General features: G+C 67.9%; 15 protein-coding genes. 9 read left to right on the top strand and 6 right to left on the bottom strand.

Going from position 1 to position 15920, the window contains the following annotated elements:
* Window positions 1-33 precede the first annotated feature (33 nt).
* The gene (locus tag QRN13_RS06745; protein WP_284877324.1) at window positions 34-357 is read left to right on the top strand and encodes a hypothetical protein; all 324 of its coding nucleotides are present in this window, start codon (window positions 34-36) and stop codon (window positions 355-357) included.
* 66 nt (window positions 358-423) lie between these two features.
* Here the strand turns inward: QRN13_RS06745 and gatB are convergent, their stop codons facing one another.
* The 4 genes from gatB to QRN13_RS06725 all read right to left on the bottom strand — a co-directional run bounded on the left by gatB (window position 424) and on the right by QRN13_RS06725 (window position 4329).
* Window positions 424-1917, bottom strand: coding sequence for an Asp-tRNA(Asn)/Glu-tRNA(Gln) amidotransferase subunit GatB (gene gatB, locus QRN13_RS06740; protein WP_284877323.1), 1494 nt, complete (start codon window positions 1915-1917; stop codon window positions 424-426).
* 2 nt (window positions 1918-1919) lie between these two features.
* Window positions 1920-3398: an Asp-tRNA(Asn)/Glu-tRNA(Gln) amidotransferase subunit GatA gene (gene gatA / locus QRN13_RS06735; protein ID WP_284877322.1), complete on the bottom strand. Its 1479-nt coding sequence runs from the start codon at window positions 3396-3398 to the stop codon at window positions 1920-1922.
* Between the two features lie 2 nt (window positions 3399-3400).
* Window positions 3401-3688, bottom strand: coding sequence for an Asp-tRNA(Asn)/Glu-tRNA(Gln) amidotransferase subunit GatC (gene gatC, locus QRN13_RS06730; protein WP_284877321.1), 288 nt, complete (start codon window positions 3686-3688; stop codon window positions 3401-3403).
* Window positions 3689-3783: 95 nt separating this feature from the next.
* A complete protein-coding gene (locus tag QRN13_RS06725) occupies window positions 3784-4329 on the bottom strand; it encodes a hypothetical protein (RefSeq protein ID WP_284877320.1) in 546 nt (181 codons plus the stop codon).
* A 73-nt stretch (window positions 4330-4402) separates the two neighbouring features.
* Here QRN13_RS06725 and ruvX point away from each other — a divergent pair, with 73 nt between their 5' ends.
* From ruvX to pyrC, 4 genes are read left to right on the top strand one after another with little or no spacing between them, the layout of a single operon-like run.
* Window positions 4403-4882, top strand: coding sequence for a Holliday junction resolvase RuvX (ruvX, locus tag QRN13_RS06720; RefSeq protein ID WP_284877319.1), 480 nt, complete (start codon window positions 4403-4405; stop codon window positions 4880-4882).
* Complete coding sequence (locus QRN13_RS06715) at window positions 4879-5802, top strand: AEC family transporter (RefSeq protein WP_284877318.1); 924 nt, start codon at window positions 4879-4881, stop codon at window positions 5800-5802. The genes ruvX and QRN13_RS06715 overlap by 4 nt, the downstream gene beginning before the upstream one ends.
* A 39-nt stretch (window positions 5803-5841) precedes the next feature.
* Window positions 5842-6825 (top strand): aspartate carbamoyltransferase catalytic subunit, encoded by a 984-nt coding sequence (locus tag QRN13_RS06710; RefSeq protein ID WP_284877316.1) that lies wholly within the window; start codon window positions 5842-5844, stop codon window positions 6823-6825.
* Window positions 6822-8096 (top strand): dihydroorotase, encoded by a 1275-nt coding sequence (gene pyrC, locus QRN13_RS06705; protein WP_284877315.1) that lies wholly within the window; start codon window positions 6822-6824, stop codon window positions 8094-8096. Before QRN13_RS06710 ends, pyrC begins: the two co-directional genes overlap by 4 nt.
* Window positions 8097-8104: 8 nt before the next feature.
* Here pyrC and QRN13_RS06700 read toward each other — a convergent pair whose 3' ends face one another.
* Window positions 8105-9037, bottom strand: coding sequence for a glycerophosphodiester phosphodiesterase family protein (locus QRN13_RS06700; RefSeq protein ID WP_284877314.1), 933 nt, complete (start codon window positions 9035-9037; stop codon window positions 8105-8107).
* A gap of 128 nt (window positions 9038-9165) precedes the next feature.
* On the opposite strand from QRN13_RS06700, the gene plsY reads away from it, so the two are divergent.
* On the top strand, window positions 9166-9804 hold the full coding sequence (gene plsY / locus QRN13_RS06695) for a glycerol-3-phosphate 1-O-acyltransferase PlsY (RefSeq protein WP_284877313.1): 639 nt from the start codon (window positions 9166-9168) through the stop codon (window positions 9802-9804).
* On the top strand, window positions 9801-10874 hold the full coding sequence (gene dprA / locus QRN13_RS06690; RefSeq protein WP_284877312.1) for a DNA-processing protein DprA: 1074 nt from the start codon (window positions 9801-9803) through the stop codon (window positions 10872-10874). Before plsY ends, dprA begins: the two co-directional genes overlap by 4 nt.
* Here the strand turns inward: dprA and QRN13_RS06685 are convergent.
* Window positions 10871-11044, bottom strand: coding sequence for a hypothetical protein (locus QRN13_RS06685; RefSeq protein ID WP_284877311.1), 174 nt, complete (start codon window positions 11042-11044; stop codon window positions 10871-10873). The genes dprA and QRN13_RS06685 overlap by 4 nt on opposite strands.
* A gap of 167 nt (window positions 11045-11211) precedes the next feature.
* Between QRN13_RS06685 and topA the strand changes: the two genes are divergently transcribed.
* Together topA and mutL are read left to right on the top strand one after the other, a co-directional pair.
* Window positions 11212-13818 carry a type I DNA topoisomerase gene (gene topA / locus QRN13_RS06680; protein WP_284877310.1) on the top strand — a complete coding sequence of 869 codons (2607 nt, stop codon included), beginning with the start codon at window positions 11212-11214 and terminating at the stop codon, window positions 13816-13818.
* 84 nt (window positions 13819-13902) lie between these two features.
* Entirely contained in the window at window positions 13903-15789 is a 1887-nt protein-coding gene (gene mutL / locus QRN13_RS06675; RefSeq protein WP_284877736.1) for a DNA mismatch repair endonuclease MutL, read from the top strand.
* The last annotated feature ends 131 nt before the right edge of the window (window positions 15790-15920 follow it).

Raw genomic sequence — 15920 nt, 5'->3', positions numbered from 1 at the left:
CCGGATGGCGTTTCAACCGAAGGACATGTCCCGATGAAGATCGCACTGACCGCCCTGGCCGCCTCGATGCTGCTGGCCGGCGCCGCAACCGCCCAGCAAGCGCCCAGCGCGCCGCCGCCTCCGCAGCCCCCGCCGGTCGATCATCAGACTCCGCACCATCCGGCCCCGCCGCCGATCGATCCCGCCGTGCCTGCGCCGCCCGCGCCCCCGGCGCCGACCCCTGTCGATGAGTCCGCTCCTCCTCCGCCGCCTGCCCCGCCCGCTCCGCCAGCGCCGACCGACCCGGACGCCCCCGTCCCGCCTGCGCCTCCAGCTCCCCCTGCACCGCCGACGCCGCCCGTCCCGCCGTCAGCCTAAACACAGAATTGAAAAGGCCCTGCGGAGCGATTCGCAGGGCCTTTGCTTTTAGTCCGACGCCTCGCCTTACAGGCCCAGCTTGGCCTTCAGGATGTCGTTGACCGCCGCCGGATTGGCCTTGCCGCCCGTGGCCTTCATGACCTGACCAACGAACCAGCCGATGGCCTGGGGCTTTTCAGCCACGGCTGCCGCCTTGTCCGGGTTGGCGGCGATGATCTCGTCCACGGCCTTTTCGATGGCGCCGGTGTCCGTGACCTGTTTCAGGCCGTGCTTCTCGACCACCTCGGCGGGCGAGCCTTCGCCGTTCCAGACGTGATCGAACACTTCCTTGGCGATCTTGGACGAGATGACGTTCGTCTCGATCAACTCCACCAGCTGCGCGACGTGCGCCGCCGGCAGCGGGTTCTCGCTGAAGTCCTTGCCCTCGGCCGCCAGGCGCGCCGAAACCTCATTGGTGACCCAGTTGGAAACCAGCTTGGCGTCCCGTCCCTTGGCGGCGGCTTCGAAATAGTCGGCCTTGGCCTGTTCCGAGATCAGCACGATGGCGTCATATTGCGACAGGCCATAGTCGGCCATCAGGCGCTTGCGCTTGTCGTCCGGCAACTCGGGCAGCGACGCGTTGATCTCGGCGATCCACGCCTCTTCCAGATCCAGCGGCAGCAGGTCGGGATCGGGGAAGTAGCGATAGTCCTGCGCCTCTTCCTTGGACCGCATCGAGCGCGTCTCGCCGGCCGTCGGGTCGTACAGGCGCGTCTCCTGAGTGATCGAACCGCCGTCCTCCAGGATCTCGATCTGGCGGCGCGCCTCATACTGGATCGCCTGAGAAATGAAGCGGAAGCTATTGACGTTCTTGATCTCGCAGCGCGTCCCCAGATAGCTGAAGTCGCCTGTCTGCTTGAATTTGTCGTAGTTGCCGGCCCGGCAAACCGACACGTTCACGTCGGCGCGCAGATTGCCTTTCTCCATGTCGCCGTCGCAGGTGCCCAGATAGATCAGGATGGTCCGGATCTTCTTCACATAGGCCACCGCCTCGTCCGGCGTGCGCAGGTCAGGACGCGAGACGATCTCCATCAGCGCCGTGCCGGCCCGGTTCAGGTCGACGTAGCTTTCGGTCGGCGATAAGTCGTGGATCAGCTTGCCCGCGTCCTGCTCCAGGTGCAGCCGCTCGATGCCGACGTTGAAGAAGCTGCCGTCCTCGGCCTCCACCTCGACCACGCCTTCACCGACGATGGGGTAATAGAGCTGGCTGATCTGATAGCCGGTCGGCAGGTCGGGATAGAAGTAGTTTTTGCGGTCGAACTGGCTGCGTCGGTTGATCTGCGCGCGCAGGCCCAGGCCTGTCTTCACCGCCTGTTCGACACAGTGTTTGTTCAGCGTCGGCAACATGCCGGGGAAGCCCGCATCGACCAGCGACACCTGCTCGTTCGGCCCCGCGCCGAAGCCGACGGCGGCGCCCGAAAACAGCTTGGCCTTCGACGCCACCTGGGCGTGGATTTCCAGGCCCATGACGATTTCCCAATCGCCGGTGCGGCCTTTGATGGTCTTGGTATTGTCGCTCATGCTCACCACCACTTGCTCGGCTTGGCCGTGAAGCCCGCCGCCCGTTCCAGCGCGGCGCCGACCTGGAAGACCGTCGCCTCGTCCAGCGCCTTGCCGATGACCTGCAGACCCAGCGGCAGACCGCCGGCGTCTACGCCCGCTGGCACCGAAATGCCCGGTAGGCCGGCCAGATTGGTCGTCACCGTGAAGACGTCGTTCAGATACATGGTCAGCGGGTCGATCTGCTTGTCGCCCAGCGCGAAGGCGGCGGACGGGGTCGACGGCGTCAGGATGGCGTCCACCTGGCCCCAGACATTGTCGAAGTCCTCGGCGATGCGGCGACGCACCTTCAGCGCCTTGACGTAGTAGGCGTCGTAGAAGCCGGCCGACAGCACATAGGCGCCGATGGTCAGGCGACGCTGGACCTCCTTTCCGAAGCCCTCGGCGCGCGAGGTCGCGTACAGGTCGTCCAGCGACTTGAAGTCCTCCGCCCGATGCCCGAACCGCATCCCGTCGTAGCGAGCCAGGTTCGACGAAGCCTCGGCCGGCGCCACGATATAGTAGGTCGGCAGGGCGTATTTGGTGTGCGGCAGGCTGATCTCGACGATCTCGCAGCCGGCGTCTTTCAGCCAGGCCACGCCCTCATCCCACAGGGCCTGAATCTCGGCCGGCATCCCGTCCACGACATATTCGCGCGGCACGCCGATGCGCAGACCCTTGACCGACTTGCCGACCGACTGGGTCCAGTCGGGCGTGGCGATGTCCAGGCTGGTCGAATCCTTGGCGTCGAACGAGCACATGGATTGCAGCAGCAGGGCCGCGTCCTCGACCGTCTTGGTGATCGGCCCGGCCTGGTCCAGCGACGAGGCGAAGGCCACCATGCCGAAGCGGCTGGCGCGGCCATAGGTCGGCTTGATGCCGACCGTGCCGGTGAAGGCGGCGGGCTGACGGATCGAGCCGCCGGTGTCCGATGCGGTGGCGGCCAGGCACAGGTCGGCCGCCACGGCCGAGGCCGAACCGCCCGACGAACCGCCCGGCGTCAGCTCGGCGTTCGAGCCGGTCGATTTCCACGGGTTTTTGACCGGTCCAAAGGCCGAGGTTTCGTTGGACGAGCCCATGGCGAATTCGTCCATGTTCAGCTTGCCCAGCATGACCGCCCCGTCGCGCCACAGATTGGCGGTCACGGTCGACTCGTACGGCGGCACGAAGCCGCGCAGCATGTTTGAGCCGGCCGTCGTCTGCACGCCCTCGGTGCAGAACAGATCCTTGATGCCCAGCGGCGCGCCCTCCAGCGCCCCGCCCTCGCCGGCGGCGATGCGGGCGTCGGACGCGCGCGCCATGTCCATGGCCTTGTCCGCCGTCACTTCGACATAGGCGTTCAGGGTCGGGTTCGCGGCCTCGATGGTGGTCAGGAAGGCCTGGGTGATTTCGGCCGAAGTGAAGTCTTTGGCCTTCAGCCCGTCGACGGCGCCCTTCAGGGTCAGTTTGATCAGGTCGCTCATGACTATTCGACCACCTTAGGCACGACGAAGAAGCCGTCCGCCGACTTGGGCGCATTCGACAGGACCGCATCGACCTTGGCGCCGTCGGTGACGACGTCGTCGCGCAGGCGCAAAGGCTGGGCGACGTTCGAGGTTATCGGCTCAACGCCTTCGACATCCACCCGATCCAACTGCTCGATCCAGGCCAGGATGCCGTTCAGCTCCTTCGCCAGCGGCTCCAATCGGTCCTCAGGGGTCTTGATGCGGGCGAGATGCGCAACCTTGCGCACCGTCGCAGCGTCGATGGCCATGCGGCCCTCCAACACACAAAATGAAAACGAAGCGGTCGGATTAGCCGCCCGCACTGGGATTCACAAGGATCAGCCGCCCGTCGTCAGGCGCGATCTCACCGCGACGTGCTGACGGACACCGCGTCGGGCGGCGTCTCGCCGCTTGAGGGGAAGTCGATCTGCACCGTGCGCTCCACCTTCAGGATGTCGCCGTTCGGCCCCGCCGTGTCCTGACGCACCGCCAGGACCACACGCCTGGCCTTCGCCTCCACGACCTTCCATTCGGCATAGTCGCCCAGAGGATAGGCGCGCCAGCCCTCGGCCGGGCCGCCGAACAGGGCGAAATAGGTCACCAGACCATTCACCGCGGGATCGCCGCCCGACAGGCTGAAGACCTTGGCGTTCTGGTCCGGCAAGGCCTGCAACTGCGACACGTCGGCGGCCGTGCCGATCTCTTCGCGTGCAGCAGCCGCGCGCCGTTTGGCAGGCCCGACCGACTTGGCGGTCGGTGGCGGGTCCGCACGCGTAATCGGGCTCGGCGTCGGCGCGGCTGCCGCAATCTGAGTATCCTGTGCGGTCGAGGTCTTGGCCGGCGTGTCCGACTGTCCGCACCCACTCAGCACCAGCCCAAAAGCCGTCATCGCCGCTGTCGCCGTGCGCATGTCATCGTCCTTCCTGTCGATCGTCGTCACCATCGCCTTTGACTTCGGCCCGCGCCAGTCCTAACCGCAGGCCGTGCCCGTCCTCGAACTCCTCGATCTGCCCGCCGCCTGCCCACCCGACACACCGTGGATTGGGTTGGATCTGGGTGAGAAGACCATCGGCGTCGCCGTGTCGGATTCGACGCGCCTCATCGCCTCGCCGCTGGAGCTGATCCGCAAGTCCAAGTTCACGCAGGAAGCCGAACACCTGTTCAAACTGATGGCGCATCGCAAGGTTTCGGCCCTGGTCATCGGCCTGCCCGCCAACATGGACGGCACCGAAGGCCCGCGCGCCCAGTCGTGCCGCGCCTTCGCCCGCAATCTGGAGCGGCTGAGGCCCGTCAACATCGCCTTCTGGGACGAGCGGCTGTCCACCAGCGCCGTCGAGCGTTTCCTGATCGAGGATCTGGACCTGAACCGCAAACGCCGCGCCCAGGTCGTGGACCGCACGGCCGCCGCCTGGATTCTGCAAGGGGCGTTGGATCGGGTTCGGGACCAGGCGACCTGGGTTTGACGGCCCTGATCGCCGGCGTCCTGCCGGTCTTTCTGATGATCGCCCTAGGCTATGGCTTGCGAAAGTCCGGCTTCCTGCCCGACGAGGCCTGGCGGCCGATCGAGAAGCTGTCGATCAACATCTTCTATCCCAGCTTCCTGGTCCCCGCGATCTGGCACGCCGACCTCGCCGGCGGCGGCGCGACCGTAGCGGGCGCTGCGGCGGTCGGGGCGACCCTGATCGTGGCGACCGCGACACTGGCGGCCAAGCCTCTGATCACCCTGGACGGCCCGGCTTACACAAGCGTCTTTCAGGGCGTGATCCGCTGGAACAGCTTCGTCTTCGTGCCGGTGATCCAGTCGGTCTATGGCTCGGAAGGCACGGCGCTGGCCGCGGTCGCCATCGCCTTCATCATTCCCGTCACCAACATCGCCTGCGTCGCCGTCCTGGCCAAATGGGGCTCGCTGCGGCGCGAGCCGTCGGTCGTCGGCCTTATCAAGTCGATGCTGGCCAATCCGATCCTGCTGGCCTGTCTTATCGGCCTGGCGCTGAACCTGTTGCGCGTGCCCCTGATCCCCGGCCTGTCCGACGCCCTGGACCTGCTGGGCGCCGCCGCGCTGCCCCTGGGCCTGATCGTCGCCGGGGGGGGTCTGTCCTTCGCCGAGGTCAAACGCCGCCGCACCACCATCGCCGCTGTCAGCCTGGTCAAACTCGGGGTCATGCCGCCGCTGATGTGGTTCATCGCCTGGGCTTTGGGCGGCGACAGCCTGGCGCAGGGCATCGCTCTGATCTGCGGTGCCGCGCCCGGCTCGGCCGCCTCCTACATCCTGGCGCGTCAGATGGGCGGCGACGCGCCCCTGATTGCTGGCGTCATCGCCCTGACCACGGTGGGCAGCGCCGTGGTCATTCCCATCCTGCTGGCCCTGTTCCACTTCACCTGACTGGCGTTCAGGGCGAGTCACGCCTATAGCCGCGTCTCGATGACCCAGCCCGCTCAAGTCACCGATCAGACCATCCACGACCGGCTGGTTCCGTTCCCCAAACCACACTTCCTGGCCGCATCGGACCTCGATCCGTATGTGACGCCGCAGTTGCTGGATCTGGGCGACGCCTTCGTCGATTTCAATCGCCAGTCGTCCAAGGCCCTGGATCTGCTGCACGGCCGCACGGTCGTGAACCTGTTCTTCGAGAACTCGACCCGCACCTCCTCCTCCTTCGAGATCGCCGCCAAGCGGCTGGGCGCCGACGTCGTCACCATGCCAGTCGCCTCCTCCTCGGTGAAGAAGGGCGAAACCCTGATCGACACGGCGGTCACCCTGAACGCCATGAAGCCCGACATCCTGGTCATCCGTCATTCGGCCTCGGGCGCGGCCGAACTGCTGAGCCAGAAGGTCGGTTGCGCCGTCGTCAACGCCGGGGACGGCCGTCACGAACACCCGACGCAGGCCTTGCTTGATTTGATGTCCATGCGCCGCGCCTTCGGCGATGTGACCAGCCTGACCGTCGCCATCTGCGGCGACATCACCCACAGCCGCGTTGCGCGCTCCAACGTCGCCCTGTTGCAGATGATGGGGGCGCGCGTCCGCCTGATCGGTCCGCCGACCCTGGTGCCTGGCGACGCCGACCGCTGGGGCTGCGAGGTCTTCCATGACATGCGCGAGGGTCTGAAGGGCTGCGACGTGGTCATGATGCTGCGGCTTCAGCTGGAGCGGATGGCCGGCGCCCTGGTCCCCTCGACCCGCGAATATTTCCGCTTCTGGGGCCTGGATCGCGAGAAGCTGGCCTGGGCCAACCCCGGCGCCCGGGTCATGCACCCCGGCCCCATGAACCGCGGCGTCGAGATCGATTCCGACGTGGCCGACGACCTGGACGTCTCGCTGATCCAGGATCAGGTCGAGATGGGCGTCGCCGCCCGCATGGCCGTGTTGGCCTCCCTCTCCGCCCGTTGGGGAGACGCCCGATGACCACCGTCGCCATCATCAACGCCCGTCTGCTTGACCCCGCTACGGACTACGACGGCCCCGGCGGCCTGCTGATCCAGGACGGTCGCATCAGCCGCGTCATCCATGGTCCGACGCCGGACCTGGCGGCGGATCAGATCATCGACGCCGACGGTCTGTGCCTCGCGCCCGGCCTGATCGACATTCGGGTCAAGACCGGCGAACCCGGCGCCGAACCCAAGGAGACGCTGAAGTCCGCCAGCCTGGCCGCCGCCGCAGGGGGCGTGACCACCATCGTGGTCCAGCCCGACACCGATCCCGCCGTCGACGACCCGGCGATGATCGACTTCATCCAGCGACGCGGCGCGGCCCTGAACCTCGTAAACGTCCGCGCCGCCGGCGCCGCGACCAAGGCCCTGGACGGCCAGCGCATGGCCGAGATCGGCCTGATGGACGAGGCCGGCGCCCTCTATTTTACCGACGGCGACAAGGTCATCGTCAACAGCCGCACCCTGCAACGGGTGATGAGCTACGCGGCCGCCTTCAACGCCCTGATCGCCTGCCGACCGGCCGACCCCTGGCTGACCGAAGGCGCCGTGGCCGCCTCGGGCGAACTGGCCACGCGCCTGGGCCTTTCCGGCAGCCCCGCCATCGCCGAGCGGATCGGGCTGGAGCGTGATCTGGCCCTGGTCGAACAGACCGGCGCGCGGTTCCTCGTGGATCAGATTTCGACCGAGGGCGCCCTGGACACCCTGGCCCGCGCCCGCGCCAAGGGGCTGGAGGTCGCCGTCAGCGTCTCGATCAACCACCTGTGCTTCAACGAGGTGGACATCGGTGACTACCGCACCTTCTACCGATTGGACCCGCCGCTGCGCTCGGAGGCCGACCGCCAGGCTCTGATCGAAGCCGTGCGCGAAGGCCTGATCGACGTCATCACCTCCGCCCACGCCCCAGCCCCAGCCGAGGACAAGCGCCGGCCCTTCGCCGAGGCCGCGCCCGGCGCCATCGGCTTGGAGACCCTGCTGCCCGCCGCCCTGACCCTGCATCACGAAGACGGTCTGGACCTGCTCGACGTGCTTCGTCCCCTGACCCAGGGGCCCGCCGCCCTGCTCGGCCTCGACGCGGGCGTCCTGGCCGAGGGCGCCCTTGCCGACGTCATCCTGTTCGACGCCGGCGCGCCGGTCATCATCGACGCCGACGCCCTTCACTCCAAGTCCAAGAACTCCCCGTTCGATGGCCGCCGGCTTCAGGGCAAGCTGATCGGAACCTGGGTGGGCGGTCGCAAGGTCTTCTGAGACTTAGATCAGCGCGGCCGTGCGCACTTCGCGGCCTTGGCCACCTCGGCGCCCAGCACCGACTTGACGGCCAGCGGCGTGTCGGTGGCGATCACGGTCACGCCCTGGCGCACCAGATCGCGGTATTCCGAAACGTCCCCGTCGGCGGCGTAGCGGTCGTCACGGCGCACGCCCTCGGCGCCCAGGGTGCCGAACTGAACCTCGACGCCGGCCTCGCGCAGGGCGCGCCACAGCGCAGGACGCTCCTCGCGCGTGCCGGTCCAGGCCAGAATCTGCGCCGGGTTCAGCCCGCTCAGATCCTCCACGCCGCCCAGCCCGGCCGAAATCATCATCTCCGGCGCCATGGCCGCAACCGCTCGCGCATCGGAGTCATTGTAGGTGATCAGGATCACCCGGTTTCCGGCCCGCGACTGGCGCACCTGATCGATCACCGCCCGCGCCAGATCGACCGTGGTCTCGCCGTCGGCGGGTTTCAGGTCGATGCTGGCGATGGCCCCCACGCGTCCGGCGGCGTCCAGCGCCTCGCCCAGCGTCGGCGGCGCGGCGCGCGTCAGGGCGCCGTTCGACGCCTTCAGCCGCGCCTGTTTCACCTGGGCCAGCGTCAGGTCCGCAACCCGGCCGCGCCCGGTGGTCGTCCGGTCCATGGTGTCGTCGTGCATCAGAACCAGCTGCCGGTCCTTGGTCAGGACAGCGTCCAGCTCCAGGATCGCATTGGGGATCGCTCGGCCCGTCGCCTCGATGGCGGCGATGGAGTTCTCGGGCTGGTCCAGCGCCGAAACCGCCCGGTGCGCCGAGATCGCCACGCCGCCGTCCCGCACGCAGTCGAAATAGGCCGCCAAGGCCGGACCCGATGACGGCGCAGACGCCATCGGCAGCGCACCCACGCAACCTGTCGTCGAAAGCAGCAGCAGGGTCGCAGCGGCGGCGGAAATACGGGTCATGGATCGGCTCCGGAAAGACGCGCGGACCAAACGCTGCGCCGATCATCGGGTCAAGAGGTCGGATCGCCCTTGCTCCCGGCCGCCCCGCGACGCATTTTGCCGCAACGACACGCGGGGAGCGAATCAACGTGCAGGATCTAGTGGCCCCGGCTCTCGGGACCTTGGCGCTGGTGGCGCTGGGCGGCTATCTGCTCGGCTCGATTCCATTCGGCGTGGTGATCACGCGTGCAGCCGGCGCCGGCGACGTGCGCAACATCGGCTCAGGCAACATCGGCGCGACAAACGTCCTGCGCACCGGCCGCAAGGATTTGGCCCTGGCCACCCTGCTGCTGGACGCCGGCAAGGGCGCGGTCGCCCTGCTGATCGCCCGTCATCTGTTCAGCAGCGAAATAGCCGGCGCCATCGCCGGCGGCGCGGCCTTCCTGGGACACCTGTTTCCCGTCTGGCTGGGCTTCAAGGGCGGCAAGGGCGTCGCCACCTTCTACGGCCTGCTGCTGGCCGCCGCCTGGCCGCTGGGCCTGATGGCGGGCTCGGTCTGGCTGCTCTGCGCCTTCCTGTTCCGCTATTCGTCGCTGGCGGCGCTCATCTCATCGGCGACCGCGCCTCTGCTGGCGCTTCTGCCGCTCGCCGTCGTCGGCCTGCCGGTCAGCCTTCCCATCCTCGCCCTGACCGTCTTCGCCGCCGTTCTGATCTGGGTTCGACATCACCAGAACATCGCCCGGCTGCTGAAGGGCGAGGAACCGCGCATCGGGGCCAAGAAGGCGTGAGCCTGGACCCGGCCGAACGCTTCGCCCGGCTGCGGCTCGCCCGCACCGACCGCATCGGCCCCGTCGCCTTCGCTCAACTGATCGGCCGCTACGGCTCGGCCCTCAGTGCGCTGGACGCGTTGCCCAATCTGGTGCGCAAATCCGGCTCCGCCTCCGTTCCGCCGCCCGTCGAGGCGGTCGAACGCGAGATCGCCGCCGGCGACGCCATCGGCGCCCGCCTGCTGGTGCTGGGCGATCCCGACTATCCTGAAATGCTGGCCGCGCTCGATCCGCCGCCGCCGATCCTGTGGACGCGGGGCCGCGTCGACCTGCTGAACCAGCCCTCGGTCGCCATTGTCGGCGCCCGCATCGCCTCGGCGGGCGGTCAGCGGATCGCACGCGGTCTGGCGCAGCAACTCGGTCAGGCCGGTCATGTCGTCGTCTCGGGCATGGCGCGCGGCATCGACGCCGCCGCCCACGAAGGCGCCCTGGCGACCGGGACCGTCGCGGTCCTGGGCGGCGGGGTGAATGACATCTATCCGTCCGAACACGCCGACCTCTACGCTCGTCTGACCGAACAAGGCTGCGTCGTCTCCGAAAGCCCGGTCGGCGCCCGCGCCCAGGCGCGCGACTTCCCGCGCCGCAACCGCATCATCTCGGGCCTGTCACGCGGGGTAGTGGTCGTTGAAGCCGAGATTCGGTCCGGCTCCCTGATCACCGCCCGTCTCGCCGCCGAGCAGGGCCGCGATGTCTTCGCGGTGCCCGGATCGCCGCTGGATCCCCGCGCGCGCGGCCCGAACGAACTGCTGCGTCAGGGCGCCATCCTGTGCGAGGGGATCGAGGACATCGACCGCGCCTTCAACACCCTGCGCACCCTGCGCGAGCCGCCCGCCAATCCGATGCGATTCGACGGCGACATCGACGACGCCTTCTTCGACCGCGTCGCCGCCCTGCTGTCGCCGACCCCGACGCCGCGCGACGAGATCGCCCGCGCCCTCAACGCTCCGGTGTCACAGGTCGCCGCCGCCCTGCTGGAGCTCAGCCTGACCGGCCGCGCCGATCTGCTGCCTGGCGGCCTGGCTTCTCTTTAGGTCGGCGGATGACCCGCCACGCCCGCGGCCTGTTCCAGCAAGCTGGCCAGCCGCACGTCGCCCTCGTCCCGCGCCAGCCGCGCCATTTCCAGCGCCATGGCGCCGATGTATTCTCTAACAGCAAGAGGCTTAGCATTGCCACCACCGCGTTCGTCTTGCTTGGGATGCATTGCACTCACCGTAACACCTCCTCTGAAGCTGATTTGACAATCTGAGCATGACTCTAACACAACCTTCGTTATTCGAAACCACTATCTAGAGATGTAAGACGACAGGTGCGATTGACTCACGGCTCCGCTCCAACCACGTTCGCGCCCCTTCCCGAGACCGGACCGTTATGAACCTCGTCATCGTCGAGAGCCCCGCAAAGGCCAAGACCATCAATAAGTATCTGGGCTCGGACTATGAGGTCCTGGCCTCGTACGGCCACGTCCGCGATCTGCCGTCCAAGGATGGCTCGGTCCTGCCTGACGACGACTTCTCCATGCATTGGGAAGCCGACGCCAAGGGGGCCAAACGCCTGTCCGAAATCGCCGAGGCCGCAAAGCGCGCCGACCGCGTCATCCTGGCGACCGACCCCGACCGCGAGGGGGAAGCCATCAGCTGGCACGTGCTTGAAGTACTGAACAAGAAAAAGGCGCTGAAGGACACCCACGTCGAACGAGTCACCTTCAACGCCATCACCAAGTCCGCCGTGCTCGAGGCCATGGCCAATCCGCGCCAGATCGACATGGAGCTGGTCGAGGCCTATCTGGCTCGCCGCGCGCTGGACTACCTCGTCGGTTTCACCCTCTCGCCGGTCCTGTGGCGCAAGCTGCCGGGCGCGCGCTCGGCCGGACGCGTCCAATCCGTGGCGCTGCGCATCGTCGTCGATCGCGAGATGGAGATCGAAAAGTTCAAGGCTCAGGAATATTGGTCCATCGAGGCCGACCTGAACGCCGACAGCCCGCCCTTCACCGCCCGCCTGGTCAAGCACGCCGGCAAGCGCATCCAGCGTCTCGACATTAGGGACGAGGCCACGGCTTCCGCCGCCCGCGCGGCCATCGCCGCCGGCGACTTCACCATCAACGCGGTTGAGAAGAAGCCCGTACGCCGCAATCCGGCCCCGCCCTTCACCACCTCGACCCTGCAACAGGAGGCGGCGCGCAAGCTCGGCTTCTCGGCCCAGCGCACCATGCAGGCGGCGCAGAAACTGTACGAGGGCGTCGACGAGACCGGCGGCCTGATCACCTATATGCGGACCGACGGCGTCCAGACCACGCCCGAGGGCATCGCCCAGGCGCGCGAGGTCATCAGCCAGGCGTTCGGCCCGGCCTTCGTCCCGCAAGAACCGCGCTATTACAAAACTAAAGCCAAGAATGCTCAGGAAGCGCACGAAGCGATCCGGCCGACCAACATCGCCCGCCATCCCGACAGCCTGCGCCTCGAATCCGATCTTCAGCGCCTCTATGAACTGATCTGGAAGCGGATGGTCGCCTCGCAGATGGAGGCGGCCCGGATGGACCGCACCACCGTCGACATCGAGACCGCCGACGGCCAGACGGGCCTGCGCGCCACCGGCCAGGTCGTCACCTTCGACGGCTTCCTCGCCGTCTATGAGGAAGGCCGCGACGAAAAGCAGAAGGGCGCCGAAGACGACGAGAGCGACGACACCAGCCGCCTGCCCGCGCTCAAGGAAGGCGCCAAGGCCAAGGTCGACGCCATCCGCACCGACCAGCATTTCACCGAACCGCCTCCGCGCTATTCGGAAGCCACCCTGGTCAAGAAGCTGGAAGAGCTGGGCATCGGCCGCCCCTCGACCTACGCCTCGACCCTATCGACCCTGCGCGACCGCGAATACGTCCGCGTCGACAAGAACCGCTTCTATCCCGAGGACAAGGGACGGCTGGTGACAGCCTTCCTGGAGCAGTTCTTCAGGAAGTGGGTCGAATACGACTTCACCGCCGCGCTGGAGACCCAGCTCGATGAGGTCTCGGCCGGTCAACTGGACTGGAAGGTGCTGCTGCGCAACTTCTGGCAGGACTTCCACGCCGCGACGCAAGCCGCCGGCGAACTGCGCACCACAGCCATTCTCGACGCCCTGAACGAAAGCCTCGGCGCGCACATCTTCCCGGACAAGGGCGATGGGACCGATCCGCGCGAGTGCCCCCTGTGCCACCAAGGCCAGCTCAGCCTGAAGACCAGCCGCTTCGGCGCCTTCATCGGCTGCGACCGCTATCCCGAGTGCAAATACACCCGCCCCGTCGCCAGCCCGTCGGCTGAGGACGGCTCGGCCGAGAGCGGCGACCGCGAGCTGGGCATCGATCCGGAAACGGGCCAGCCGGTCCAGCTGAAGATCGGCCGTTTCGGCCCCTACGTCGAAATCACGCCGCCCGAAGGCGACAAGCCCAAACGCTCGTCCCTGCCCAAGGGCTGGTCGCCGGCGTCCCTGTCTCTGGACCAGGCCCTGCGCCTCTTGGCCCTGCCGCGCGAGGTCGGGGTCCACCCCGAGGATGGCAAGATGATCACGGCGGGCCTGGGCCGTTACGGACCCTTCGTCCTGCACGCCGGCACCTACGCCAATGTCTCTGACATCGACGAGGTGTTCGAGGTCGGCCTGAACCGCGCCGTGGCCCTGCTGGCCGAGAAGCGCGCCGGTCGTCCCGGTCGTGGCGCCGCCACGGCTCCGCTGAAAGACCTGGGCGCCCACCCGGAAACGGGCGAACCGATCCACGTCATGGCCGGCCGCTTTGGGCCCTACGTCAAGTCCGGCAAGATCAACGCCACCCTGCCGAAGGGCACGGCGCCCGAAGACCTGACCCTGGAAGACGCCCTGCCTCTTCTGGCCGCCAAGGCCGGCGCCGCGCCCAAGAAGAAGGCGCCCGCCAAGAAGGCCGCCGCCAAGAAACCGGCCGCCAAGAAGGCTCCGGCGAAGAAGGCCGCCAAGTCCAAGACCGAAGACTGACGCTCAACGCCTTCTCCCCGTGACGTGGGGAGGAGGCGAAGCCTCATGGCGCGAATCCCCCCCGCGCCCTATCTTCGCCTGCTCATGCCCATCCGCCGCCTTTCCCCCGAAACCGTCAACCGCATCGCCGCCGGCGAGGTGGTGGAGCGGCCGGCCAGCGCCATCAAGGAACTGGTCGAGAACGCCCTGGACGCCGGCGGCCGCAACATCGAGATCCAGGCCGACGGCGGCGGCCTGTCGCGCATCCTGATCGCCGACGACGGCAAGGGCATTCCGCGCGAGGAACTGCCGCTGGCGATCGAACGCCACGCCACGTCCAAGCTGGAGCCTGACGACGCCGGCGACGTGGACCTGCTGCGCATCCATACCCTGGGCTTCCGGGGCGAGGCCCTGCCCTCCATCGGCTCGGTCGCCCGCCTGTCGATCATCACCCGATCCCGCGACGAAACCGACGCCTGGGCCATCACGGTCGAGGGTGGCGAGACCCGGCCCCTGGCCCCCGCCCCCTTCCCAGGCCCGCACGGCGCACGCGTGGAGGTGCGCGACCTCTTCTACGCCACCCCCGCCCGGCTCAAGTTCATGAAGTCCGAGCGGTCCGAGGCCATGGCCATCTCCGAAGAGATCAAGCGCCAGGCCATGGCGCACGAGGCCGTCGCCTTCACCCTGTCGCTGGACGGCAAGGTCACCCTGCGCCTGCCCGCCGAACATCCCGGCGATGAAGGCCGGCTGAAGCGGCTGTCGGCCCTCTTGGGTCGCGACTTCGAGGCCAACGCCCTGCTGATCGATCAGGAGCGCGACGGGGTGCGCCTGTCGGGATACGCCGGCCTGCCCACCTATTCACGCGGCAATGCGGCGCATCAGTATCTGTTCGTCAACGGCCGCCCGGTGAAGGACCGGCTGCTGCAAGGGGCCCTGCGCGGCGCCTACGCCGACTTCCTGGCGCGCGATCGGCATCCGGCCGCCGTCCTCTTCCTCGACATCGATCCGCTCTATGTCGACGTCAACGTCCACCCGGCCAAGGCCGAGGTCCGGTTCCGCGATCCGGCCTTGGTGCGGGGCCTGATCGTCGGCGCCCTGAGGCACGCGCTCCACGCCGCCGGGCATCGGGCCAGCACAACCGTCGCCGCCGACGCCCTGTCGGGCTTCCAGACCCACACCGGCGTTACTTCCGGCCCCGCCTACAGCCCCAGCGCCCCGTCGGCGCAAGGCTTCAGCGGCTGGACCGGCCGGTCCCAGCCCGCCGCCGCCGCGCAGATCATCCCCGGCCTCAACGAACGCAGCGCCCGCGTCGAGTCGTCATGGGACGGCCCCTCATGGCCGTCGCAACCTGCGCAAAACAGCGACCTCGCCACTGGCCACTCGCCACTCGCCGCTCCCCTAGACCCCCTCGACTACCCCCTGGGCGCCGCGCGGGGGCAACTCCACGCCAACTATATCGTCGCCCAGACCCGCGATGGTTTGGTCATCGTCGATCAGCACGCGGCGCATGAGCGGCTGGTCTATGAGCGGATGAAGGCCCAGATGGCCGAGGGGTCCGTGACCCGCCAGGCCCTGCTAACACCCGAGGTGGTCGATCTGGACCCCGCCGAAGCCGAGCGCGTCGCCGGGCGGGCCGAGGAACTGGCCGAGATGGGCCTGATCGTCGAGGCCTTCGGCGCCGGCGCCGTCCTGGTGCGCGAGACCCCGGCCATGCTGGGCGATACGGACGTGCAAGGGTTGATCCGCGACATCGCCGACGATCTGTCCGAACACGGCCAGGCCCTGTCGCTCAAGGAACGCCTCGCCGCCATCTGCGGCACCATGGCCTGCCACGGCAGCGTCCGCTCCGGCCGCGTCCTCTCGGCCCCTGAGATGAACGCCCTTCTCCGCCAGATGGAAGCCACCCCCCACTCCGGCCAGTGCAACCACGGCCGCCCGACCTATGTGGAGCTGAAGCTGCACGATCTGGAGAAGCTGTTCGGGAGACGGTGAGGGCCTGTCACTCCGGTGCGATAAGAGGATTGGGGAAGGCAGCACACTCCCGATTTGATTTGAAATGATCGCAAAGGCATTGTCCCGCCCACGGGGTTGAGGCGGTATGGATCGGCTCCCCCATGTGAGAC

This window comes from Brevundimonas sp. MEB006b, from assembly GCF_030209705.1.
Lineage (GTDB): Bacteria > Pseudomonadota > Alphaproteobacteria > Caulobacterales > Caulobacteraceae > Brevundimonas.
Note: the sequence above shows the minus strand (reverse complement) of the source record. Positions and strands in the feature narration are given on the sequence as shown.

Excerpts from the sequence above, each read along its gene's own strand:
- QRN13_RS06685 (WP_284877311.1), bottom strand. The coding sequence starts at position 11,044 with ATGCATCCCAAGCAAGACGAACGCGGTGGTGGCAATGCTAAGCCTCTT.
- QRN13_RS06725 (WP_284877320.1), bottom strand. The coding sequence starts at position 4,329 with ATGCGCACGGCGACAGCGGCGATGACGGCTTTTGGGCTGGTGCTGAGT.
- gatA (WP_284877322.1), bottom strand. The coding sequence starts at position 3,398 with ATGAGCGACCTGATCAAACTGACCCTGAAGGGCGCCGTCGACGGGCTG.
- pyrC (WP_284877315.1), top strand. The coding sequence starts at position 6,822 with ATGACCACCGTCGCCATCATCAACGCCCGTCTGCTTGACCCCGCTACG.
- gatB (WP_284877323.1), bottom strand. The coding sequence starts at position 1,917 with ATGAGCGACAATACCAAGACCATCAAAGGCCGCACCGGCGATTGGGAA.
- QRN13_RS06710 (WP_284877316.1), top strand. The coding sequence starts at position 5,842 with ATGACCCAGCCCGCTCAAGTCACCGATCAGACCATCCACGACCGGCTG.
- gatC (WP_284877321.1), bottom strand. The coding sequence starts at position 3,688 with ATGGCCATCGACGCTGCGACGGTGCGCAAGGTTGCGCATCTCGCCCGC.
- topA (WP_284877310.1), top strand. The coding sequence starts at position 11,212 with ATGAACCTCGTCATCGTCGAGAGCCCCGCAAAGGCCAAGACCATCAAT.
- mutL (WP_284877736.1), top strand. The coding sequence starts at position 13,903 with ATGCCCATCCGCCGCCTTTCCCCCGAAACCGTCAACCGCATCGCCGCC.
- QRN13_RS06745 (WP_284877324.1), top strand. The coding sequence starts at position 34 with ATGAAGATCGCACTGACCGCCCTGGCCGCCTCGATGCTGCTGGCCGGC.
- QRN13_RS06700 (WP_284877314.1), bottom strand. The coding sequence starts at position 9,037 with ATGACCCGTATTTCCGCCGCCGCTGCGACCCTGCTGCTGCTTTCGACG.